General features: G+C 53.3%; 21 protein-coding genes, 1 tRNA gene and 1 pseudogene. 11 read left to right on the top strand and 12 right to left on the bottom strand.

The window, feature by feature from the left end; translation table 11 throughout:
- The coding region (locus MVK46_RS01595; RefSeq protein ID WP_297534755.1) for an FAD-dependent oxidoreductase at window positions 1–493 on the top strand (493 nt) is incomplete at its 5' end.
- On the top strand, window positions 490–834 hold the full coding sequence (locus MVK46_RS01590) for a DUF1667 domain-containing protein (protein WP_297534753.1): 345 nt from the start codon (window positions 490–492) through the stop codon (window positions 832–834). The genes MVK46_RS01595 and MVK46_RS01590, both read left to right, overlap by 4 nt.
- On the opposite strand, the gene MVK46_RS01585 is transcribed toward MVK46_RS01590, so the two are convergent.
- From MVK46_RS01585 to MVK46_RS01570, 4 genes are all read right to left on the bottom strand, one after another.
- Window positions 831–1622, bottom strand: a complete 792-nt coding sequence (locus MVK46_RS01585) for a hypothetical protein (protein WP_297534752.1) — start codon at window positions 1620–1622, stop codon at window positions 831–833. The genes MVK46_RS01590 and MVK46_RS01585 overlap by 4 nt on opposite strands.
- Before the next feature lie 167 nt (window positions 1623–1789).
- Window positions 1790–2014 (bottom strand): hypothetical protein, encoded by a 225-nt coding sequence (locus MVK46_RS01580; RefSeq protein WP_297534751.1) that lies wholly within the window; start codon window positions 2012–2014, stop codon window positions 1790–1792.
- On the bottom strand, window positions 2011–2715 hold the full coding sequence (locus tag MVK46_RS01575; protein WP_297534749.1) for a YhfC family glutamic-type intramembrane protease: 705 nt from the start codon (window positions 2713–2715) through the stop codon (window positions 2011–2013). The genes MVK46_RS01580 and MVK46_RS01575 overlap by 4 nt, the downstream gene beginning before the upstream one ends.
- Before the next feature lie 45 nt (window positions 2716–2760).
- The gene (locus MVK46_RS01570; protein WP_297534748.1) at window positions 2761–3441 is read right to left on the bottom strand and encodes a metallophosphoesterase; all 681 of its coding nucleotides are present in this window, start codon (window positions 3439–3441) and stop codon (window positions 2761–2763) included.
- Between the two features lie 92 nt (window positions 3442–3533).
- Here MVK46_RS01570 and MVK46_RS01565 point away from each other — a divergent pair, with 92 nt between their 5' ends.
- Complete coding sequence (locus tag MVK46_RS01565; RefSeq protein ID WP_297534747.1) at window positions 3534–3812, top strand: hypothetical protein; 279 nt, start codon at window positions 3534–3536, stop codon at window positions 3810–3812.
- Here the strand turns inward: MVK46_RS01565 and MVK46_RS01560 are convergent.
- Together MVK46_RS01560 and MVK46_RS01555 are read right to left on the bottom strand one after the other, a co-directional pair.
- Window positions 3799–4380 (bottom strand): hypothetical protein, encoded by a 582-nt coding sequence (locus MVK46_RS01560; protein WP_297534745.1) that lies wholly within the window; start codon window positions 4378–4380, stop codon window positions 3799–3801. The two genes, MVK46_RS01565 and MVK46_RS01560, sit on opposite strands and share 14 nt — an antisense overlap.
- 37 nt (window positions 4381–4417) lie before the next feature.
- Window positions 4418–5092 carry an HAD family hydrolase gene (locus MVK46_RS01555; RefSeq protein WP_297534743.1) on the bottom strand — a complete coding sequence of 225 codons (675 nt, stop codon included), beginning with the start codon at window positions 5090–5092 and terminating at the stop codon, window positions 4418–4420.
- 182 nt (window positions 5093–5274) lie between these two features.
- Between MVK46_RS01555 and MVK46_RS01550 the strand changes: the two genes are divergently transcribed.
- The 4 genes from MVK46_RS01550 (at window position 5275) to MVK46_RS01535 (ending at window position 9918) form a co-directional block, all read left to right on the top strand.
- Window positions 5275–6573, top strand: coding sequence for a phospholipase (locus tag MVK46_RS01550; RefSeq protein WP_297534741.1), 1299 nt, complete (start codon window positions 5275–5277; stop codon window positions 6571–6573).
- Between the two features lie 99 nt (window positions 6574–6672).
- Entirely contained in the window at window positions 6673–8019 is a 1347-nt protein-coding gene (gene gcvPA / locus MVK46_RS01545) for an aminomethyl-transferring glycine dehydrogenase subunit GcvPA (protein ID WP_297534739.1), read from the top strand.
- A complete protein-coding gene (gene gcvPB / locus MVK46_RS01540; protein ID WP_297534737.1) occupies window positions 8020–9528 on the top strand; it encodes an aminomethyl-transferring glycine dehydrogenase subunit GcvPB in 1509 nt (502 codons plus the stop codon).
- A 90-nt stretch (window positions 9529–9618) separates the two neighbouring features.
- The gene (locus MVK46_RS01535; protein ID WP_297534735.1) at window positions 9619–9918 is read left to right on the top strand and encodes a hypothetical protein; all 300 of its coding nucleotides are present in this window, start codon (window positions 9619–9621) and stop codon (window positions 9916–9918) included.
- Between the two features lie 351 nt (window positions 9919–10269).
- Here MVK46_RS01535 and MVK46_RS01530 read toward each other — a convergent pair.
- Window positions 10270–10347, bottom strand: a tRNA-Arg gene (locus MVK46_RS01530).
- A 68-nt stretch (window positions 10348–10415) separates the two neighbouring features.
- Between MVK46_RS01530 and MVK46_RS01525 the strand changes: the two genes are divergently transcribed.
- Complete coding sequence (locus MVK46_RS01525; RefSeq protein WP_297534733.1) at window positions 10416–10865, top strand: Lrp/AsnC family transcriptional regulator; 450 nt, start codon at window positions 10416–10418, stop codon at window positions 10863–10865.
- On the opposite strand, the gene MVK46_RS01520 is transcribed toward MVK46_RS01525, so the two are convergent.
- The 5 genes from MVK46_RS01520 to MVK46_RS01500 form a co-directional block, all read right to left on the bottom strand.
- Complete coding sequence (locus tag MVK46_RS01520; RefSeq protein WP_297534731.1) at window positions 10848–11177, bottom strand: hypothetical protein; 330 nt, start codon at window positions 11175–11177, stop codon at window positions 10848–10850. The genes MVK46_RS01525 and MVK46_RS01520 overlap by 18 nt on opposite strands.
- A gap of 1 nt (window position 11178) precedes the next feature.
- On the bottom strand, window positions 11179–11895 hold the full coding sequence (locus MVK46_RS01515; protein WP_297534729.1) for a phosphoribosyltransferase family protein: 717 nt from the start codon (window positions 11893–11895) through the stop codon (window positions 11179–11181).
- Between the two features lie 61 nt (window positions 11896–11956).
- Window positions 11957–12445, bottom strand: a complete 489-nt coding sequence (locus MVK46_RS01510; protein ID WP_297534727.1) for a YkgJ family cysteine cluster protein — start codon at window positions 12443–12445, stop codon at window positions 11957–11959.
- A gap of 4 nt (window positions 12446–12449) precedes the next feature.
- Entirely contained in the window at window positions 12450–12689 is a 240-nt protein-coding gene (locus tag MVK46_RS01505) for an Lrp/AsnC ligand binding domain-containing protein (protein WP_297534725.1), read from the bottom strand.
- A complete protein-coding gene (locus MVK46_RS01500; protein ID WP_297534723.1) occupies window positions 12686–14032 on the bottom strand; it encodes a signal recognition particle protein Srp54 in 1347 nt (448 codons plus the stop codon). Before MVK46_RS01500 ends, MVK46_RS01505 begins: the two co-directional genes overlap by 4 nt.
- A 412-nt stretch (window positions 14033–14444) precedes the next feature.
- Here MVK46_RS01500 and MVK46_RS01495 point away from each other — a divergent pair, with 412 nt between their 5' ends.
- From MVK46_RS01495 to MVK46_RS01485, 3 genes and pseudogenes are all read left to right on the top strand, one after another.
- Window positions 14445–15299, top strand: a complete 855-nt coding sequence (locus MVK46_RS01495) for a DUF89 domain-containing protein (protein WP_297534721.1) — start codon at window positions 14445–14447, stop codon at window positions 15297–15299.
- A gap of 78 nt (window positions 15300–15377) precedes the next feature.
- Window positions 15378–15587 carry a hypothetical protein gene (locus MVK46_RS01490; protein ID WP_297534757.1) on the top strand — a complete coding sequence of 70 codons (210 nt, stop codon included), beginning with the start codon at window positions 15378–15380 and terminating at the stop codon, window positions 15585–15587.
- Between the two features lie 85 nt (window positions 15588–15672).
- A pseudogene (locus tag MVK46_RS01485) lies at window positions 15673–16483 on the top strand (hypothetical protein); the annotation flags it as partial.

The raw sequence follows: 16483 nt of genomic DNA, 5'->3' as shown, positions 1-16483 counted from the left end.
CGCTCTGATAATATCGGCCGGCCTCGTCCCGAGCGTTAAAAAATTGAAAGCCATAGGCGTTGAGATTGACCCCGCAACTGGCGGACCGGTCGTGAACGACAGGCTGGAAACCAGCGTCCCGGGGATATTCGTCGCCGGGAACTCACTCCTAATAAACGACCTCGTTGACTACGTCGCGGAGCAGGGCGAGCTGGCAGCGGAGGGGGCCAAGGAGTTCATCGAGAACGGGGGAATCGAGAGCAGAAAGTGGGTTAAGGTTGAGAAGGGCGAAAACGTCCGCCTGATTGTTCCCCACTACCTCAGCGGCGACAGGGACGTCTACCTCTACCTGCGCGTGTCTAAGCCGATGGAGGACGTCGAGCTCAGAATTCCGGAGATAGGCAGGAGAATGAAGCTCCCGGTTGTCAAGCCGGCCGAGATGCTGAGGATAAAGCTCAGAGCGGAGGAAATCAGAAAGGCCGAGAAGCTCACCGTGGAGGTGGTGAAGGCATGATTTACCGCTTCACATGCATCGTCTGCCCCCTCGGCTGTTCAATCGAGGTCGAGGTGGAGGACGGAAAGGTCAAGGAAGTTCGCGGTTGCACCTGTCCGCGCGGAAAGGAGTGGGCTATTCAGGAAGTTACGAACCCGAAGAGGGTCGTGATGAGCGTCGTGCCGGTTGAAGGGGGGGCTCTGCCCACGGTGAGCGTCAAGACGGCCGAGCCTGTTCCGAAGGAGAAGATACCCGAGCTCATGAAGTTCCTGGCGAAGCTCAGGCTCAAGGCACCGGTAAAAATTGGGGAAACGGTTGCGGAGTGGGAAGGGATAAAGATAGTGGCGACGAGGGGAGCTTAGCCAAAGAAGTCCTCAAGCCTCTTAGCTTTTTCTATTCCCTCCGGCTTCTTGATTTTGATTGGTTCGTTAACGTGTGATATCGCCTCTTGGTCGTGCACGAGCATGTGCACCGTCACGGTTTCGTTTAGGAAAGGCTGGGAGATGTCGATTGTCAGGTTGAAGTAGACTTCCATGTAATAAGGCGTTCCATCCTTCCTGAGTTTGACGAGAATCCAGCCCTCGTTGGTTTTAATCGTCGCGTTTGTATTGGCCGTTATCTCCGAAACAAAGCCCGCCCTTCCTGTTGCGTTGACGAACTCCATGTACGTTATGTTGAGCTTGAACTGATAGCCCCCTCCGATAGGAGTTATCGTCACGTTGTGGGCTTCGAGTATTGCCTCTATGGCCCGAAGGTTAAAGGAACCCGAGTGAACCTCATCGCTGTTGGTTGCGTTGTACCACCTTCCGTCCACTTTCAGGAACGTCTGATTCCCCGAAACGTAGAAGGGCCATTTAAAAGTCACGTTTACCCCCTGGTAGTGCGTCCATCCCGTTATGTTTCCTGCCGCTGTGCGGTTAACCCTATCGAGGAGGGCGCTGACATGGTATCTGGCGGTTAGGTTTACCGTTCTGTTCTCAGCCGGAACCCTGAAGTACATCTTCATCGTATAGTTCTCCGTGTAGTGGGCGGTTTTTATAGACTGCAGGGCATTGAGAACTTTTTCCTCTGTGAGACCCGTTCCCGAACCTATACAGCCCGACGCAACGAGAACCACCCCAAGGAGGAGCACGGCCAGCAACTTTTTCATAACGATACCTCCAGGTTCTTATCGATAACACTGGACTGAACCCACTTAAATACTTTTTCTATTCGGATTTTATATACTCGAATAGATAGTTTACAAAAAAGTGAAAAATCAACGGCAGGATTGGAAATGGCAGGATTGGAAATCACAGGAAAAATTAAAGGACGTCATCAGCTGGCCCTGTAAAGCGCCTCAAACTTCTGGAGAAAAATCCTCAAATCCGTCCTGAAGGGTTCCTCAGCACGCTGAATTTCCTCGTTCAGCAGTTGGAGGAAATTTTCCTCGTCGGTTGACTCCTTCCACAGCTCCTCAACGAGGCCTTTCAGCCGTTCCCAGTTTTCTATGTATGGCCTCGCCTCGAAGAGGACCTCTTCAAGGGTTCTCGAGTTCTTCACCACCCACCACCCCTGAAAAAGGGATTGACGTACTTCCTGATGTCCTCTTCTTCACCGAGGAGAAGGAAGTAGCGCAGTATCGCCAGGTTAACCATGAGCAGGAATATCAGCATGATGTTGTACGCTGGAATCGTTGCGCTCAGGAATGCGAAGTAGTCCCATATGAAGTGGAGCAGTATCGCGAGGGCGTAGAACCTGCCAACGGACTCGATTTGTCCCTCGGCCTTGAGGCCGTAGCCCACGCCGATTATCGCCGTCCATGTGCCGTGGGCAAAGGGCGTGAGAAATGCCCTGGTTACGGTAACTGCAACACCCCAGCCAAGACCGTAGAGGAAGTTCTCGGTGGCGGCAAAACCCAGTCCAGCCGCGACGCCGTAAACGAGGCCGTCCATTATGCCGTCCATCTGACCGGCTTTGTAGGGCCATCTGACCGCGAGGGCTTTGGCAGGCTCTTCAACGAGACCCGCAACGAGGGCAACGTAGAAGGCCGTCGTGGGGAGGATTGGCTTAATCATTCCCCCGACGGTCAGAATGCTTTCGAGGACGTAGGCTATGCCAACGGAAAGCGTTCCACCGAGGATGAACGTTCCGATGACGTATCTTCTTGGTTCAGGCTCGTACCTGTCCTTGTGATAGAAATACCACAGGATTATAAGTGCAGGGGTGTAAGCGAAAAACACTATCTCCCCAATCACGTTCATGAACGCCACCTCCACTTGTTTCATTTTAAAGGTTTAAACCTTTCGCTATAGTCTCGACAAAACGGATTTGAGTTTTCCAAGCCTTCCGAAGCTCAGGAGTTCGGACCCCGCGGGAACGAGCACTTCGAGTTCATCCGTGTCCATAAAGCGCAGGTAGGGAGACACTATCTCCCGCAGGACGTCGTTTCCGTAGGCCCAAGGGCTGAAGGCTGGAAGGACTATCAGCCTCTCCCCAATGAGGAACGCGGGAACCTTAACGACGGCCCCCACTTCATCCCTGAGCCTTATCGCCGGGTGCTCGTGGCCTATTATAAACCTGTCCCCCTCAACCGGTTTGTGCCCGTGAACAACCTTCCATCCCCCAAGTTCAAGTTCATCGACGACCTCAACACCCAGTTCCCTCAGCCAGAGCACCCCAACATCGTGATTTCCCCTGACGAGAACAACTTCATCAACGAGGGGAGAAACCTCCTCTACAAATGCCCTAAGCTCCTTCTTTTCCCTCCACTCGGGCACAAAGGAGTGCTTTAAATCACCGGCTATGATGAGTCTCTTAACTTTTTCACGCTTGAGGAGAGACCTGAGACTTGCAACGACCTCGCGGAAAACCCTGGGAAGGTAAAAACCTTCCTTTGCCATTGCAACCTCGTAACCGAGATGAAGGTCAGCTATTATAAGATTCCTCCCAAGTTTGAGCGCCTTCTCCGGAATGGGATGCGGTCTCATGATTACCCCTTGGAAGGCCCGGCTTTTAAGTTTTGTTAGGAAAACCGAAAAGGTTTTAAATCCGTCCATTGAGGTAACATTGGTGGGTAAAAATGGCCTATATTGGGTTCGCCCGTAGTCCCTACGGTCCGGCCAGAACCTATGAAGAGATACTGGGTGAGCTTGAAAGAAGGGGCTTCGTAGTTGAGTTCTCGCGGCATCACTGGATGGGAGACGCGCCCTTCGGCCTAATCATAGCTGAGACCAGCAGGGGAAAGGTCGCCGTGAGGTGGAACCTTGGGGATGAGTTCAGGCTGAAACTTGAGGAGGTTGGGGAAGAAGACGTAGAGGAGTTCATAGAAGACACCCTGGAGTACCTCAGCGGCGATTGACGTAGTGTATTCCCGTCCTGTTGACCATCTCCTCAACGGCACTCACGTTAAGGAGCATGTAGTTGTTGCTCATCGGGGGTGCCGTGTATCCGATGTAAGAACCGTTGACAAACCTCCAGTTGCCAATCTCAACGAAGTAAACGTCCCTGCCGTTCGTTGAGCTTTTGCTCACCCATAAGTCCACCGAGAGGACATCGGGTCTCTGGGTGAAGTTCACGGCGAGGTAGCCGTAAGTCAGCAACCCGCGGCATTTCACGGTGGTATTTTTGAAGCCCAACGCAGCCAGAGTTCCTCCGTCCAGCTCGTACACCGTAAGAACTCCGTTGGGAGTGTAGTTGTAGACGTAACCAACGGCGCAGTCGCTGAGTAACCTGTCGCTGATAATGAACTGCCAGTGTCCGCCGGGCGCCTTCGTCCCTAGGTATATTGCACTCACGTTGGGAGGTTGGGGCTCAACGCCCCCCATGATGTCCCTCCACCAGGGACTGACGGATAGGACTAAGAGAAGTGCAAACAGAACCAGCACAAGTGCGAGCACCCTGTTTTTCAGCGGGTTCCTCATGCCCATCAACCAGAATAAAGTTGGGACGGAGGATAAAAATACTTTACCCCATCTCCTGCCGCACCCTTTCAATAACGTCAAAGATGCTCCACAGGTCCCTTATGACGTGGAGGTGCGGGATTAACGCGAGCTTCTCGCGGTTCTTTTCAACGAACTTCGCCGTGAACGGGAAGTAGTACCACACGAACTCCGTGTTCTCATCTCCACGCCCGATGAAGCGCCAGGGCTTGTCGTCCACCCATATGAAGGTCTCGTCGCCGTACTTCTTGCGGACGAGCCGAAAGGCCTCGTCAAGGGTCATCTCACGCCCGAAGACTATGACGTCGTCGAAGAGGTCGTAGAGGCCGGCCATCTTTAGCCGTTTGACCTTCATGCCGTCTATGAAGTCTTCGGCCGAGAATGAGATGACCGTGTGCCCCTCCTCCTTGAGCTTTTTAAGTAGCTCGGGGGCATCGTCAATCGGTCTGCTAAGCTTCGCCCTCTCGATGAACCACGTCTCGAAGAACTTCGTTCTCAGAAAGAAGGGAGGTCTGTGAGTCTTTTTGTGACCGCCGAAGGTCGGTCTCTCAAATTGAAGCTCGATTTTGGTCAGCAGTTTCGCCCACAGGGACTTTCCCGGGAGCCAGCGGTAGCGCTTTTCAAGTGCCCTCTTAAAGGCCTCCTCAATGCAGGAATAGCTGTCAACCACTGTCCCATCGAAGTCAAAGGCGATTATCATAGGCTCACCCCCGGTTGAAGAATTTTTAGAACGTCTTAAACTTTGCCCCATGTGGAAAAGTTTTCCCTGAGACTATGCCAACACTGTTATTGCAAAGTGTTTCTATATAACCATTGTCAATCGAAAATTTTTTATTATCAGTCGCTCCAGTTATTTTTCGCCAGCACCATGGAGGGGATACGATGAGGAAGGCCGCACTCTTAGTTGTGGTCGTCGCGTCCCTGATGCTGTTCAGCACGTACGCGGCGGCCTGGCCTACCAACGGTCCAAGCTTAGACGATAAAATGAACGTCCACCAGAGGCTCACGTATATGGCAATAAAGGCCGTCTACCAGGACGACCCCAAGCTCGGTGAAATCCTGATGAAATATGAATACCAGCTCCTCTATGGAGCGTACTACGAGGATTACCTTGGGGGAACCATTACAATCGGGGGCAAGACCTACACCCTCGAGAGCCAGTTCCACTTTATAGACCCGATGGACCACGCGGGCCTCTTCGTCACGGACATAGCGACGGGTCACGACGTTTCAGCGGCAGATAAAGCGCAGGAGCTCTACGAAAAGGCAGTCCAGCTCTGGAAGGAGGGCAACTACACCGGGGCCATGCTCTACCTCGGCAGGACCGTTCACATCCTTGAGGACGCCTCGATGATTATCGCCCACAATACACCCCACCTCTTCGAGGTTCTCGAGGAGTTCAAGTACGCCGAAGATGCTCACGACTTCGTCGAGAACAACGTCTCGCCGATAGTCGCCGACGACATACTCAACGGCAGGGTTCCGCTCAACCTGACCCCGATTAAGTGGTGGCAGATTCCGGAAGAAAAGAAGAAGTTCATCCAGGGTGAGGACATCTACCGCGGGCCCCACGAGAACGGGCACATGAGCCTCGCCAACGGCGTCGCCTGGGCCTACGTTGACCTCGCCGCCCACAACTCCTGGCGCTACATGGCCTACGCCACCGGAAAGGACATCAACCTCTGGGGACCGCTCGGGCATCTCGGGCCATACTTCTGGACAAAGGAACTCAAGAAGGGCGACTGGAGTGTTCTCAAGCTTCAGTTCCTCGGCGCAAGCTCGATTACGCTGGTCTTCTTTGACATAGACATGCAGAACTTCTACGGAAAGACCCTCGGATACGTGGAAATCTACGATAAAGACCACCACCTCATAGCGAAGTACGCCCAAGACCCGAACCTCATCGGTCCTACGGAAGTCACCGTTCCGGGCGATACCGTCTACATATACACTCACGTTGACAAGAGCGACTGGCTCGACAGCACCGTTGACGGCTGGTCGATGAGGAACATAATAGTCCACGCCAACTTCGACCCCAACTCACCGAGCAACTTCAAGACCCTGGACGGCAGGACCTACACCAAGGTTCAGTGGGCGGTCTACGAGACCATGCAGTACGATATTAGACTCGTCGCCGGGCTTATGGAGAGGTTCTTCCAGGACGTCGGCGTTACCGGCTGATTCTCTTTTTCCAACCTTTTCTGGTCTCCCGAAAGCACAAAGCATATATGCCCTCCCTCCAACTTTCAACGACCATCTTAAGGTTTCGAGGTGATTGCAATGGGGAGGCACTACCTTCCCAACCTTGCCCAACGGGAAGAGATGCTGAAGGAGATAGGATTCTCATCCGTTGAGGAGCTTTTTGCCGACGTCCCTAAAGGAATGGTCAAGGAGTTCAACCTTCCCGAGGGAAAAAGCGAGTACGAGGTCTTCCTCGAGCTCAACGAAGTTCTCTCAAAGAACAAAACCGTTCTCGAGATGCCGAGCTTCCTTGGAGCTGGAACCTACTTCCACTACGTCCCGGCCCACGTTAAGTACCTCATCGAGAGGAGCGAGTTTCTAACCGCCTACACTCCGTACCAGCCCGAGATAAGCCAGGGGATGCTCCAGGCTTTGTTCGAGTACCAGAGCATGATGGCCGAGCTCTACGGCCTGCCTGTAGTCAACTCCTCGATGTACGACTGGGGGACGGCGATAGCTGAGGCCGCTTTGATGACAGTTAGACTCCACAGGGGCAGGAGGAAGCGCTTCGTGATTCCGAAGGCAATAAGCCCGGAGAAGAGGGCCGTCATCGAGACCTACACGCGCGGTGCGAACCTTGAGATAGTCGAGGTTACCTGGGACGAGAGCGGTAAGATTGACATCGAGAAGCTCAAGGAAGCCGTTGAAAACGCGGCAGGCGTCTACGTCGAGATGGCCAACTTCTTCGGTCTCGTCGAGGAGAACGTGAGGGAGATAGGCGAGATCGCCAAGGAAGCTGGAGCCTACTTCGTCGTTGGGGCCGACCCCACGATGCTCGGAATCTTCGAGGCGCCGGGCGAGCTTGGAGCGGACATAGCGGTTGGCGAGGCTTCATACCTCGGCAACCCCATGAACTTCGGCGGGCCGAGGGCAGGGGTCTTCGCGGTGAGGGACGACAAGAAACTCATCCGCCAGATGCCGGGCAGGATAATAGGAATGACGAAGGACGCCGATGGAAAGAGGGCCTTCGTCATGACGCTCCAGACGAGGGAACAGCACATCAGGCGCGCTAAAGCTACGTCGAACATCTGCTCCAACGAGGCACTCGTTGCCGTTGCTTCCGCCATACACCTGGCCAGCCTCGGACCGAAGGGCCTGAAGGAGCTCGGCGAGGTCATACTCAAAAACACCGCGTACTTGAAGAGAAGGCTGAGCGAGGTTGCCGAGATTCCCTTCGAGGGCCTCTACTTCAAGGACGTTCCTGCCCGCTTCGAAAGGCCCTACGGCGAGATACACGAGGCCCTTCTCGCGAGGGGAATACACGGCGGTTACTACATCGGGGAGCACTTCCCGGAGCTTGGCGAGACCGCACTCTTCTCGGCAACTGAAACGACGAGAAAGGAATGGGTTGATGCCCTTATCGAGGCCCTCAAGGAGGTGGCCTGAATGTTCCGCCAGGCTAAGTGGGACGAACCCCTCATCTTCGAGCTCTCCCGCGAGGGAAGGGTCGGCTACACCCTGCCGAAGCCGATTGAGGACGTTGATGTCGAAATCCCGGAGAAGCTCAAAAGGAAGAGCACCCTCAACCTTCCGGAGCTGAGCGAGCCGGAGATAGTGAAGCACTACACCCGCTTAAGCGAGATGAACTACGGCGTCGATTCCGGAATCTACCCGCTCGGCTCGTGCACCATGAAGTACAACCCCAAAATAAACGAGGAGATTGCCGGTCACCCCGGAGTTGCCTATATACACCCGTATCAGGACGAGAGAACCGTTCAGGGTGCGCTTAGGATAATGTGGGAATTGGAGCAGTGGCTCAAAGAGATAACCGGCATGGACCGCTTCACCCTTCAGCCGGCGGCGGGAGCGAATGGCGAATTCACCGGTGTTTCAATAATAAGGGCCTACCACCTTGACAACGGCGAACCGCAGAGGGATGAGATGCTCGTTCCGGATTCGGCCCACGGAACGAATCCGGCCAGCGCGGCGATGGCAGGCTTCAAGGTAATCGAAATCCCCTCAAACGAGAACGGAACCGTTGACTTGGAAGCCCTTGAGAACGCGGTGAGCGAGAGAACCGCCGGCTTAATGCTCACCAACCCCAACACCCTCGGCATCTTCGAGGACGAGATACTGGAGATAGCGAAGATAGTCCATAAAGCGGGTGGACTTCTCTACTACGATGGAGCAAACCTCAACGCCGTCCTCGGAAAGGTCAGACCTGGAGACATGGGCTTCGACATAGTCCACCTGAACCTGCACAAGACGTTTTCGACGCCGCACGGTGGAGGCGGGCCGGGTAGTGGTCCGGTCGGCGTCAAGGACTTCCTCAGGGACTACCTGCCGGTTCCGCTGGTGAGCTACGACGAGGAGAACGACCGCTACTACCTTGACTACAACGTTCCAAAGAGCATCGGAAAAGTAAAGGAACTCTACGGCAACTTCGCGGTCATGGTGAAGGCCTTGGTTTACCTCAAAATAATGGGAAGGGAGGGGCTTAGAAACGCGAGCGAGATGGCAGTTCTCAACACGAACTACCTGACTAGGAAGCTCTTGGGAACAAGGGGCTACGAGTTGCCAGGCAAGAAGCTTAGAAAGCACGAGGTCGTTTTCTCCGCTGAACCAATGAAGAAGGAAACCGGCGTTACCGCGATGGACGTGGCGAAGAGGTTACTCGACTTTGGACTGCACGCCCCGACTGTTTACTTCCCGCTGATTGTCCACGAGGCCCTGATGATTGAGCCGACCGAAACCGTCAGCAGGGAGGAGCTCGATGCCTACGTCGAGGCTCTGAAGAGGATAAGCGAGGAAGCCTACGGCAACCCTGAGGTCGTCAAGAGTGCACCGCACAACACCGCCGTGAGGCGCATTGACGACGTTCTCGCCGCTAAAAAGCCAGTTCTCAGCTGGAGGATGTACCTCGAGCTGAAGGAGAAAGGCGAAGTGGACTACTGAACCGCCCTTTTCTACACATTTTTGGTCAGAAAAGCTTATAAAGGAAGAGGGCAAAATATGTAATAGAAAACTTACACATGGGTGATTAACATGACAGTTGGGGTTGAGCGCGTTAGGGGTTCCGGATTCGATGTAAGTTTTGATGAGGTAGTCGTTCCTGTAAAGGGGTTCCTCCTTGAGAGGGGAAAACTGGCGGGCATATACGTAAAGGACGGGATAATACCCGTCACTGAGGAGCTACCCAGAGAAGTTCACAAGGCAGTCGTTAAGGGGAAAGTTAAGAGGGAGATAACGGTGAGGGAAATTCGCTATGGAGACGAGGACGTGATAGAGGTTCTGATTGAAGCGGACTACCAGAGCTGGACAGTTTTTACAACGGGACTCGGCTAACCTCCCCCTAAATCACAACCCCGGACCTCTTGTACCGCGAGATACGGTTCTGCTTTTCTCGGCGGCGAGGCCTCAAACAGCCTTTGGAAAAGGCTGGCGAAAAGCTGCTTTCTCACCAAAGAGCAAGAAGTCAGTCGTGCACTAATGAGAAAGCAAGTTCATACAGAGTTCGACACTACAACAAAAACTCCTTAAGATAGTTTCAACTTCCTATCAGCGCCCTTCGGGCGCATTCCTTAGAGTGAAACACCCCAAGAGTGGAACAAATCCAATAGAAACCCCCTTCCAAAACCTGCAATCCCCAAAAAGGCGCATCTTTTCCGCCAGCGCTTTCGTCAGAAAGGGCTGTAATGGCGGACCGGCGGGGCTTCGAACCCCGGACCTGCGGCTTAGGAGGCCGCCGCCCTATCCTGGCTAGGCTACCGGTCCACTGCCCGCTAATCCCTCAAAGGGAAGGATATTTAAAGTTTACGGTTTACTCGAAGCGGTGAGGTGCTATGGTGGACGAATTGGACATCAAAATTATCTCCCTCCTCCAAAAGAACGCCCGCCTCTCCTACCGTGAGATAGCGCGGGAGCTGAACGTCGCCGTCGGGACAGTTTACAACAGGATTAAGCGCCTTGAGGAGGAGGGCGTTATCAAAGGATACGCGCCGATACTCGATTATGAACGCCTGGGGTTCGGCCTGACCGCCCTCATAGGGATTAAAGCGCAGGGCAGAAAAATCACGGAGATAGAGAGGAAGATATCCGAGAAAAAGAGGGCCATGATGGTTTACGATATAACGGGGGAGTTCGACATCTTCGTCATTGCAAAGTTCAGAGACAGGGCGGACATGAACAGCTTCGTGAAGTGGCTGTTGTCCCTCGATGGGGTTGAGAAGACGAACACGAGCGTGGCCATGCAGGTGGTTAAGGAGGAACCGCGCCTACCCCTTGAGGATTAGAACCTCGTTGAGAAACCTCTTCGCAAAGTCTTCAAAGCTTTCAACGGGAAGTTCGACGTATCTTCCGTTGATTTTGCCTCTAAAAACGTATTTCCTCGAGGCGACTTCCCTCAGCTTCTCAAAGTCGGGATTGTTTTCTATAGTGCTTTCGAGTACCCTTGTGAACTCCTCCTCTTCAACTTCAAAAACGGTGCCCTCTATAACAACCTTCTTTCCGCACTCCTCCTCCGAGCATTCAAAGTGAAAGGGAACGCCGGGGACGAACTCCACGGGAACGCTTAGTCCCTCGGCGTTGTAGATAAACCCCTTCATATCACTCCAGCCTCAGGAGGCTTTCGACTGGAAAGTCGTACTCTTCCTTCAGGCGGTCTATTATGTCCCCCACGCTTATGAGGAAGAACATCCCGACGGGTCTCGCACCGGCCTGTCTTGTAAGCTCCACGAGGGCCTTCTGGGTCTCACCGCTCCTTATTACATCATCAACGATTAGGACCTTTTCGCCCTTTTTCAGCGCCCACTGGGGGAGGTAGAGTGTTGTTACACTACCCGAAGCGCTTGGAACGTAGCTGACCTCGTAGAACTTCTCCACACCGACTTCCTTCTTCTTCTTTGCGTAGACGACATCAACGCCGAGTTCCCTCGCTATGTGCACTCCCAGGGCTATACCGTCCGTTGCGGCCGTTAGGACCTTGTCCACGTCCCTGTCAAAATACCTCCCGGCGACTTCCTCGGCTATGAGGCTCATGAGTGCGGTGTCGCTGAGCACCGGCATGTTATCGAAGAACCCCCTCTCATCGAAGCGTATGCGCTTTCTGACCTCCTCCTCTATGTTTATGTACGGGAGGAGAAGCTTCAGCAGCTCCCTGGTTCGCTCGGCACTTGGCAGAACTTTGCCGCGCACGTATCTGTTGAGGACCGTTATCGGCAGTCCCGTAATCTTTGACAGCTCCTCGTAAGTGTATGTCTTCTTGAGCAACCTTAACACCCTGACGAGTCTGAGCTTCTCCTGCACGGACTTTAGCTGGCTCATACCCTCACCTCCGTGTGCCACTTGTTTAACAAGAAAATGTATAAATATGTTTCGGTTGGCTTCACTTCTCGAGCACCTTTCGTCTGTATTCCTCTATGACGTCCCCGTATTCCCTTAGAATGAACTCCTTGGTTATTCTTTCACCCTCAGGATGATTTATTCCCGGGCAGAAGGAATCTTCTTTGACGTATATTTCCATTTTCTTACCGTTCTTGACGAAAACAAAGGGATACAGCCTGCAGGCGAGCGGTCTGTGGGGGTAGATTCTGCACTTCTTCGTCTCGGGGTCGAGGAACACGCAGGCATCATCGAAGGGCCTCTTCTTTATTGCGTATCCGAGAAATTTGTCGCCCCGGTAGAAGAGCTTCTCATAGTCAACGAACTCCCAGGCGTTGTAGCCCAGCTCTTCGATTCTTGCTACGTCTTCGTCCCGCAGGGGGATTTCGAGTTCGTAGCAACATCTTCCGCAGTTTTCAATGCACTTGAATTTAAAGGACGGGTCGGCCTCGACCTCAAGGGTTTCGAGGTCGATGGTCGCGACCCACTTCAAAGCTTCACCCCCGGTAGGTGCTGGCAATCAGGGTCTCGGTCATCTCTATCTCTGGAATCCTCCTGAGCACCTCATCGTGGAACCTGTCGAGGTCCTCTATGGTTGGAACCTCAACGCGGAGGATTATGTCGTATTCTCCGTAAACCCTGTAGTCCTCCTTAACGCGCGGGTCTTTCCGGAGCTGTTCGTACACTTTCTCCTCGTTTCCGGGCTTGACCACTATCAGGACGAAGGCCTCAATCATATCCCGAACCCCCCGAAGTTGAACTTCTTGGCCATCTTGGCCAGCTTCCTCTTGTTCATGCTCTTGAACATCTTCTTCATTTGGTTGTACTGGTTTAAAAGCTCTCTGACCTCCGCGGTGCTCGTGCCGGAGCCTCTGGCTATTCTCTTTATGCGGGAGTAGTTTATAATCTCCGGGTGCTCAAGCTCCTCCTCGGTCATCGAATCCATTATTATGCGGTACCTCCTGAGCTTCTCCTCCCCGACCCTTATGGCCTCGTCGGGGAGCGAGTACCCGAGACCCGGAATCATCTGAAGTATCTGCTTCAGCGGCCCCATCTTCTGCATCGCCTCGAGCTGGGCGTACATGTCCTTGAGGTTGAACTTGCCCTTCAGGAACTTCTCGAGGTCCTCTTCCTTGAACTCTTGCTGTTTTTGAAGCTCCTCTATCTTTTCCAGAAGCCCCTGGATGTCTCCGAGTCCAAGGAGCCTTGATACAAAGCGTTTGGGGTCGAAGGGTTCCAGGTCGTCTATTTTCTCCCCCACGCCGATGAACTTGATGGGGGCACCGGTTGCCGCAACGGCTGAGAGCGCACCGCCACCCTTGGCGGAACCGTCGAGTTTGGTAACTATTATCGAACCTATCGGGGTCGCCTCTTTGAACGCCAGCGCCTGATTGTACGCCTGCTGGCCTATGGTTCCGTCTATGACGAGTATGACCTCGTGGGGCTTCACCGCCTCACTTATCTGCTTCATTTCCTCAATTAGGCCCCTCTCCTCCTTATGCCTTCCGGCGGTGTCAACTATTATGACGTCAACGCCCTTTCCCTTGAAGTGTCCAACCCCCTCCCTGGCGAGTTTAACGGCGTCCTTCTCGTTGGGGTCCCCGAAGACCTCTATGCCGTATGGGTCGAGGAGCTGCCTGAGCTGATGATACGCTCCGGGGCGCCACGTATCGGAGCAGACAACCCCAACCCTGTATCCCCTCTTTTGGAGGTATCTCGCAAGCTTTGCAACGCTTGTAGTCTTGCCGGACCCCTGAATGCCCACCATGAGCAGGATTGTTGGCCTTTCCTTTATCTCAAGGGGCTTGGCCTCGGTTCCGAGGAACTTGGTGAGTTCATCGTAGACTATCTTGATGACGTGCTCCTTTCTGCTGACGCCCGCCGGCGGTTCTTCCTCGAGCGCCCTCTTCTGAATTCTCTTCGTGAGCTGGAGAACGAGCTTAACGTTAACGTCCGCCTGCAGAAGTGCCCTCTGTATGTCCCTCACGACTTCTTTGATTGTGGCCTCATCAACTGTACTCGAGCGGGCGAGCTTTCTGAGGGCGTTGTTCAGGGCCTTTCCCAGCCTTTCTAATGCCATCTCACCACCGCTACTATCACGGCTGAGAAGTTTATAAACGGTTGGGTGGTCAGTTGTTGAACAATTGTATTCATTTTTAAAAATCGGCCGTGTTTTGACCCTTTTTGGAGAACATTTATGTTCATTGAAGCCCAAACTTCATCTTGGGGCCTTTTTTGAGAGAGTGAAGACTTGAAAAGGTCATTCCTGCTGAAAAAAGCTCTGAAAAAGTTTTTAAGCTGATAAATAGCACTGAAATCCGGGAAAGGAATGAAAGGAGGTGAGAGAGATGATTTGGCCGATAGCCGTTTACGAGTACCTCATCATCAGGGAGCGCGAGAAGAAGAGGAAGCTTCCAGAGGAGCTTGAGCAGGTTGAGATGCTCGGGTGAGAGCTTATAAGCCCTTTTCTATATTTTCCCCGGTGGTTGCGGATGAGGATTCATCACGAGTGCGTTGCCTGCGCCATAAATCAGTGCCAGAAAATAGTTGAGATGAGCCTCCAGGGAGAAAAAGAACGTAAGAAGGCCATGCTCTTTTCCCTGAAAAGGGCGGCGGAGCTGTTCTCTGAGGAATCAATTCCAGCCGTTGTCGGAGGTTTGCTGTTTCTGGGCCTTTACAAGTTCATCGGAAACGACGACCCCTTCAAGGAGTACAAAAGGGTCTCAAACGAAGTTGCCCGCAGCCTTCTGCCGGAGTTCGAAGGCGCTGACCTGAGAACGGCGCTGAAGCTCGCCATAGCCGGAAACGTTGTGGACTTTTCAACCGGCTACACTCCGGAACGGCTTGAGAAGGACATCAGAGGCGTTCTCTCCCAGGAGCTTTTGATTGACCACAGCGAAAACCTCTTTAGCCTTTTGGAAAAGGGAGGGAAGCTCCTCTACCTCACCGACAACTGCGGGGAGATTTACTTCGATTTGCTCTTTATAAAAACCCTTCTCAGAGAGTTCCCCGGCGTTGAAGTCTTCGTTGAGGCTAAGGAAGGTCCGATAATAAACGACGCGACGGTTGAAGACCTCTTGGAGGCGGGCTTTGACGAGGTTGGAACGGTTGTCTCCACCGGCAGTCGCCTCCCTGGAACCCCTCTGGAGTACTCCTCTCCCGAGTTCAGAAAGCTCTTCCGCTCTGTTGACGTCGTCATTGCGAAGGGTCAGGCCAACTTCGAGACCCTCAGCGGGCTGGGGGACGGAAGGGTGTTCTTCCTCCTCAAGGCCAAGTGTCCCGCAATAGCGAGGGAAATCGGAGTTCCCATTGGTTCCCTCCTGTGCCTGAACCTTTCTCTTCGTTGATTGTCGATATTATTTTTAACGAATGTCTATCAGAAAGGTTTTTATACAATGAAGTAGTAGATAATAGTGGTGATGGGTATGGCGACGGTTATTAAACGCGACCCCGGAAAGTTTTTGAGGGAGCTTCGCGTTCACTATGGCGACGTGTGGAAGATGCCGACGAGCAAATACCTTATCCAGCCGGATTTTGTTGTTGTTGACCCCAAAACAGGTAAGAAAACTAAGGTCAGCTTCGTCTCACTAGACGATGGAGAAGTTGTCGGCGTGGTTTACGACGACCTCGGGTGATTTCGTTTTTTGACGAGTCATTCTTTAACCTTTGGCGGAACCCATAAATAGTGCTTCACCGTTTAACTACTTCTGGTGTGAGAACATGGCAGATGTGTACCGGGAAGTTCTCCGTCTTGCCGGCAACATTGAGGACCCCTACCTTCGGGCCGTTACGTACGCGAGGGTTGGCTACTACATGCACCTCGCCAAGAATCCCCTCTATAAGGAGGCGTTTTCCCGAGCCTTAAGCTCCGTTGCGAAGATAGAAAACCCCGTTCTGCTGGTTAAGGCCCTCCTCGAAGTTGGGACGTTCTTCAGCAAAACAGGTTCAAAGGCCGCCGAGAAAATTTTTCATCAGGCCTACGAGTCCTCGCTCAAGTTCCCATCCCCTCTGAAGGACGAGCTTCTTGAGGAACTTGTTCTCAGGCTTATAGAGCTTGGAAAGGCGGATGAGGCCCTGTTCTATGCAACCGAGATAAGCGACCCCGTGAAAAAGAGCGACGTCCTTCTGAAGCTCCTCAACGTTTACCTCCATGAGGGCAAGATTAGAAAGGCCCGCGTGATACTGGAGTCCCTCGACGAGGAGCCCTGGCACTCGATAGCGGCCTTCAACATACTCAAGGAGCACCTGAGGAGGGAAGAATTCGGGAGCGCCATAAAGGTTCTCTCGGAGCTTAAAAGTGAGTACTGGCTGGGGGAGGCGATGCGGGCGATTGCTTTTCACCTGAAGAAGGCCCAAGTTCCGGAGGGAACCTACGAGAAGTTCGTCGACGTTGCGCTTCAGATGGCCCCGCAGGTCAGCCTTGAGGCCCTTAAGTCGCTCCTGATAGGGCTTGCCCTCCAGGGGGAGATTAAGTTCGTGAGGGAGGTTCTCGACAAGCTTTCCCCCGAGTCAAAGGCTCCCATCCTTGAGG

Origin of the sequence: Thermococcus sp. (assembly GCF_027066465.1) — an archaeon.
Lineage (GTDB): Archaea > Methanobacteriota_B > Thermococci > Thermococcales > Thermococcaceae > Thermococcus.
Note: the sequence above shows the minus strand (reverse complement) of the source record. Positions and strands in the feature narration are given on the sequence as shown.

Bases quoted from the DNA above. Each gene is read 5' to 3' on its own strand.
- MVK46_RS01590 (WP_297534753.1), top strand. From the start codon at position 490: ATGATTTACCGCTTCACATGCATCGTCTGCCCCCTCGGCTGTTCAATC.
- MVK46_RS01585 (WP_297534752.1), bottom strand. From the start codon at position 1,622: ATGAAAAAGTTGCTGGCCGTGCTCCTCCTTGGGGTGGTTCTCGTTGCG.
- MVK46_RS01575 (WP_297534749.1), bottom strand. From the start codon at position 2,715: ATGAACGTGATTGGGGAGATAGTGTTTTTCGCTTACACCCCTGCACTT.
- MVK46_RS01570 (WP_297534748.1), bottom strand. From the start codon at position 3,441: ATGAGACCGCATCCCATTCCGGAGAAGGCGCTCAAACTTGGGAGGAAT.
- MVK46_RS01565 (WP_297534747.1), top strand. From the start codon at position 3,534: ATGGCCTATATTGGGTTCGCCCGTAGTCCCTACGGTCCGGCCAGAACC.
- MVK46_RS01560 (WP_297534745.1), bottom strand. From the start codon at position 4,380: ATGGGCATGAGGAACCCGCTGAAAAACAGGGTGCTCGCACTTGTGCTG.
- MVK46_RS01555 (WP_297534743.1), bottom strand. From the start codon at position 5,092: ATGATAATCGCCTTTGACTTCGATGGGACAGTGGTTGACAGCTATTCC.
- MVK46_RS01550 (WP_297534741.1), top strand. From the start codon at position 5,275: ATGAGGAAGGCCGCACTCTTAGTTGTGGTCGTCGCGTCCCTGATGCTG.
- gcvPA (WP_297534739.1), top strand. From the start codon at position 6,673: ATGGGGAGGCACTACCTTCCCAACCTTGCCCAACGGGAAGAGATGCTG.
- gcvPB (WP_297534737.1), top strand. From the start codon at position 8,020: ATGTTCCGCCAGGCTAAGTGGGACGAACCCCTCATCTTCGAGCTCTCC.
- MVK46_RS01535 (WP_297534735.1), top strand. From the start codon at position 9,619: ATGACAGTTGGGGTTGAGCGCGTTAGGGGTTCCGGATTCGATGTAAGT.
- MVK46_RS01525 (WP_297534733.1), top strand. From the start codon at position 10,416: ATGGTGGACGAATTGGACATCAAAATTATCTCCCTCCTCCAAAAGAAC.
- MVK46_RS01520 (WP_297534731.1), bottom strand. From the start codon at position 11,177: ATGAAGGGGTTTATCTACAACGCCGAGGGACTAAGCGTTCCCGTGGAG.
- MVK46_RS01515 (WP_297534729.1), bottom strand. From the start codon at position 11,895: ATGAGCCAGCTAAAGTCCGTGCAGGAGAAGCTCAGACTCGTCAGGGTG.
- MVK46_RS01505 (WP_297534725.1), bottom strand. From the start codon at position 12,689: ATGATTGAGGCCTTCGTCCTGATAGTGGTCAAGCCCGGAAACGAGGAG.
- MVK46_RS01500 (WP_297534723.1), bottom strand. From the start codon at position 14,032: ATGGCATTAGAAAGGCTGGGAAAGGCCCTGAACAACGCCCTCAGAAAG.
- MVK46_RS01495 (WP_297534721.1), top strand. From the start codon at position 14,445: ATGAGGATTCATCACGAGTGCGTTGCCTGCGCCATAAATCAGTGCCAG.
- MVK46_RS01490 (WP_297534757.1), top strand. From the start codon at position 15,378: ATGGCGACGGTTATTAAACGCGACCCCGGAAAGTTTTTGAGGGAGCTT.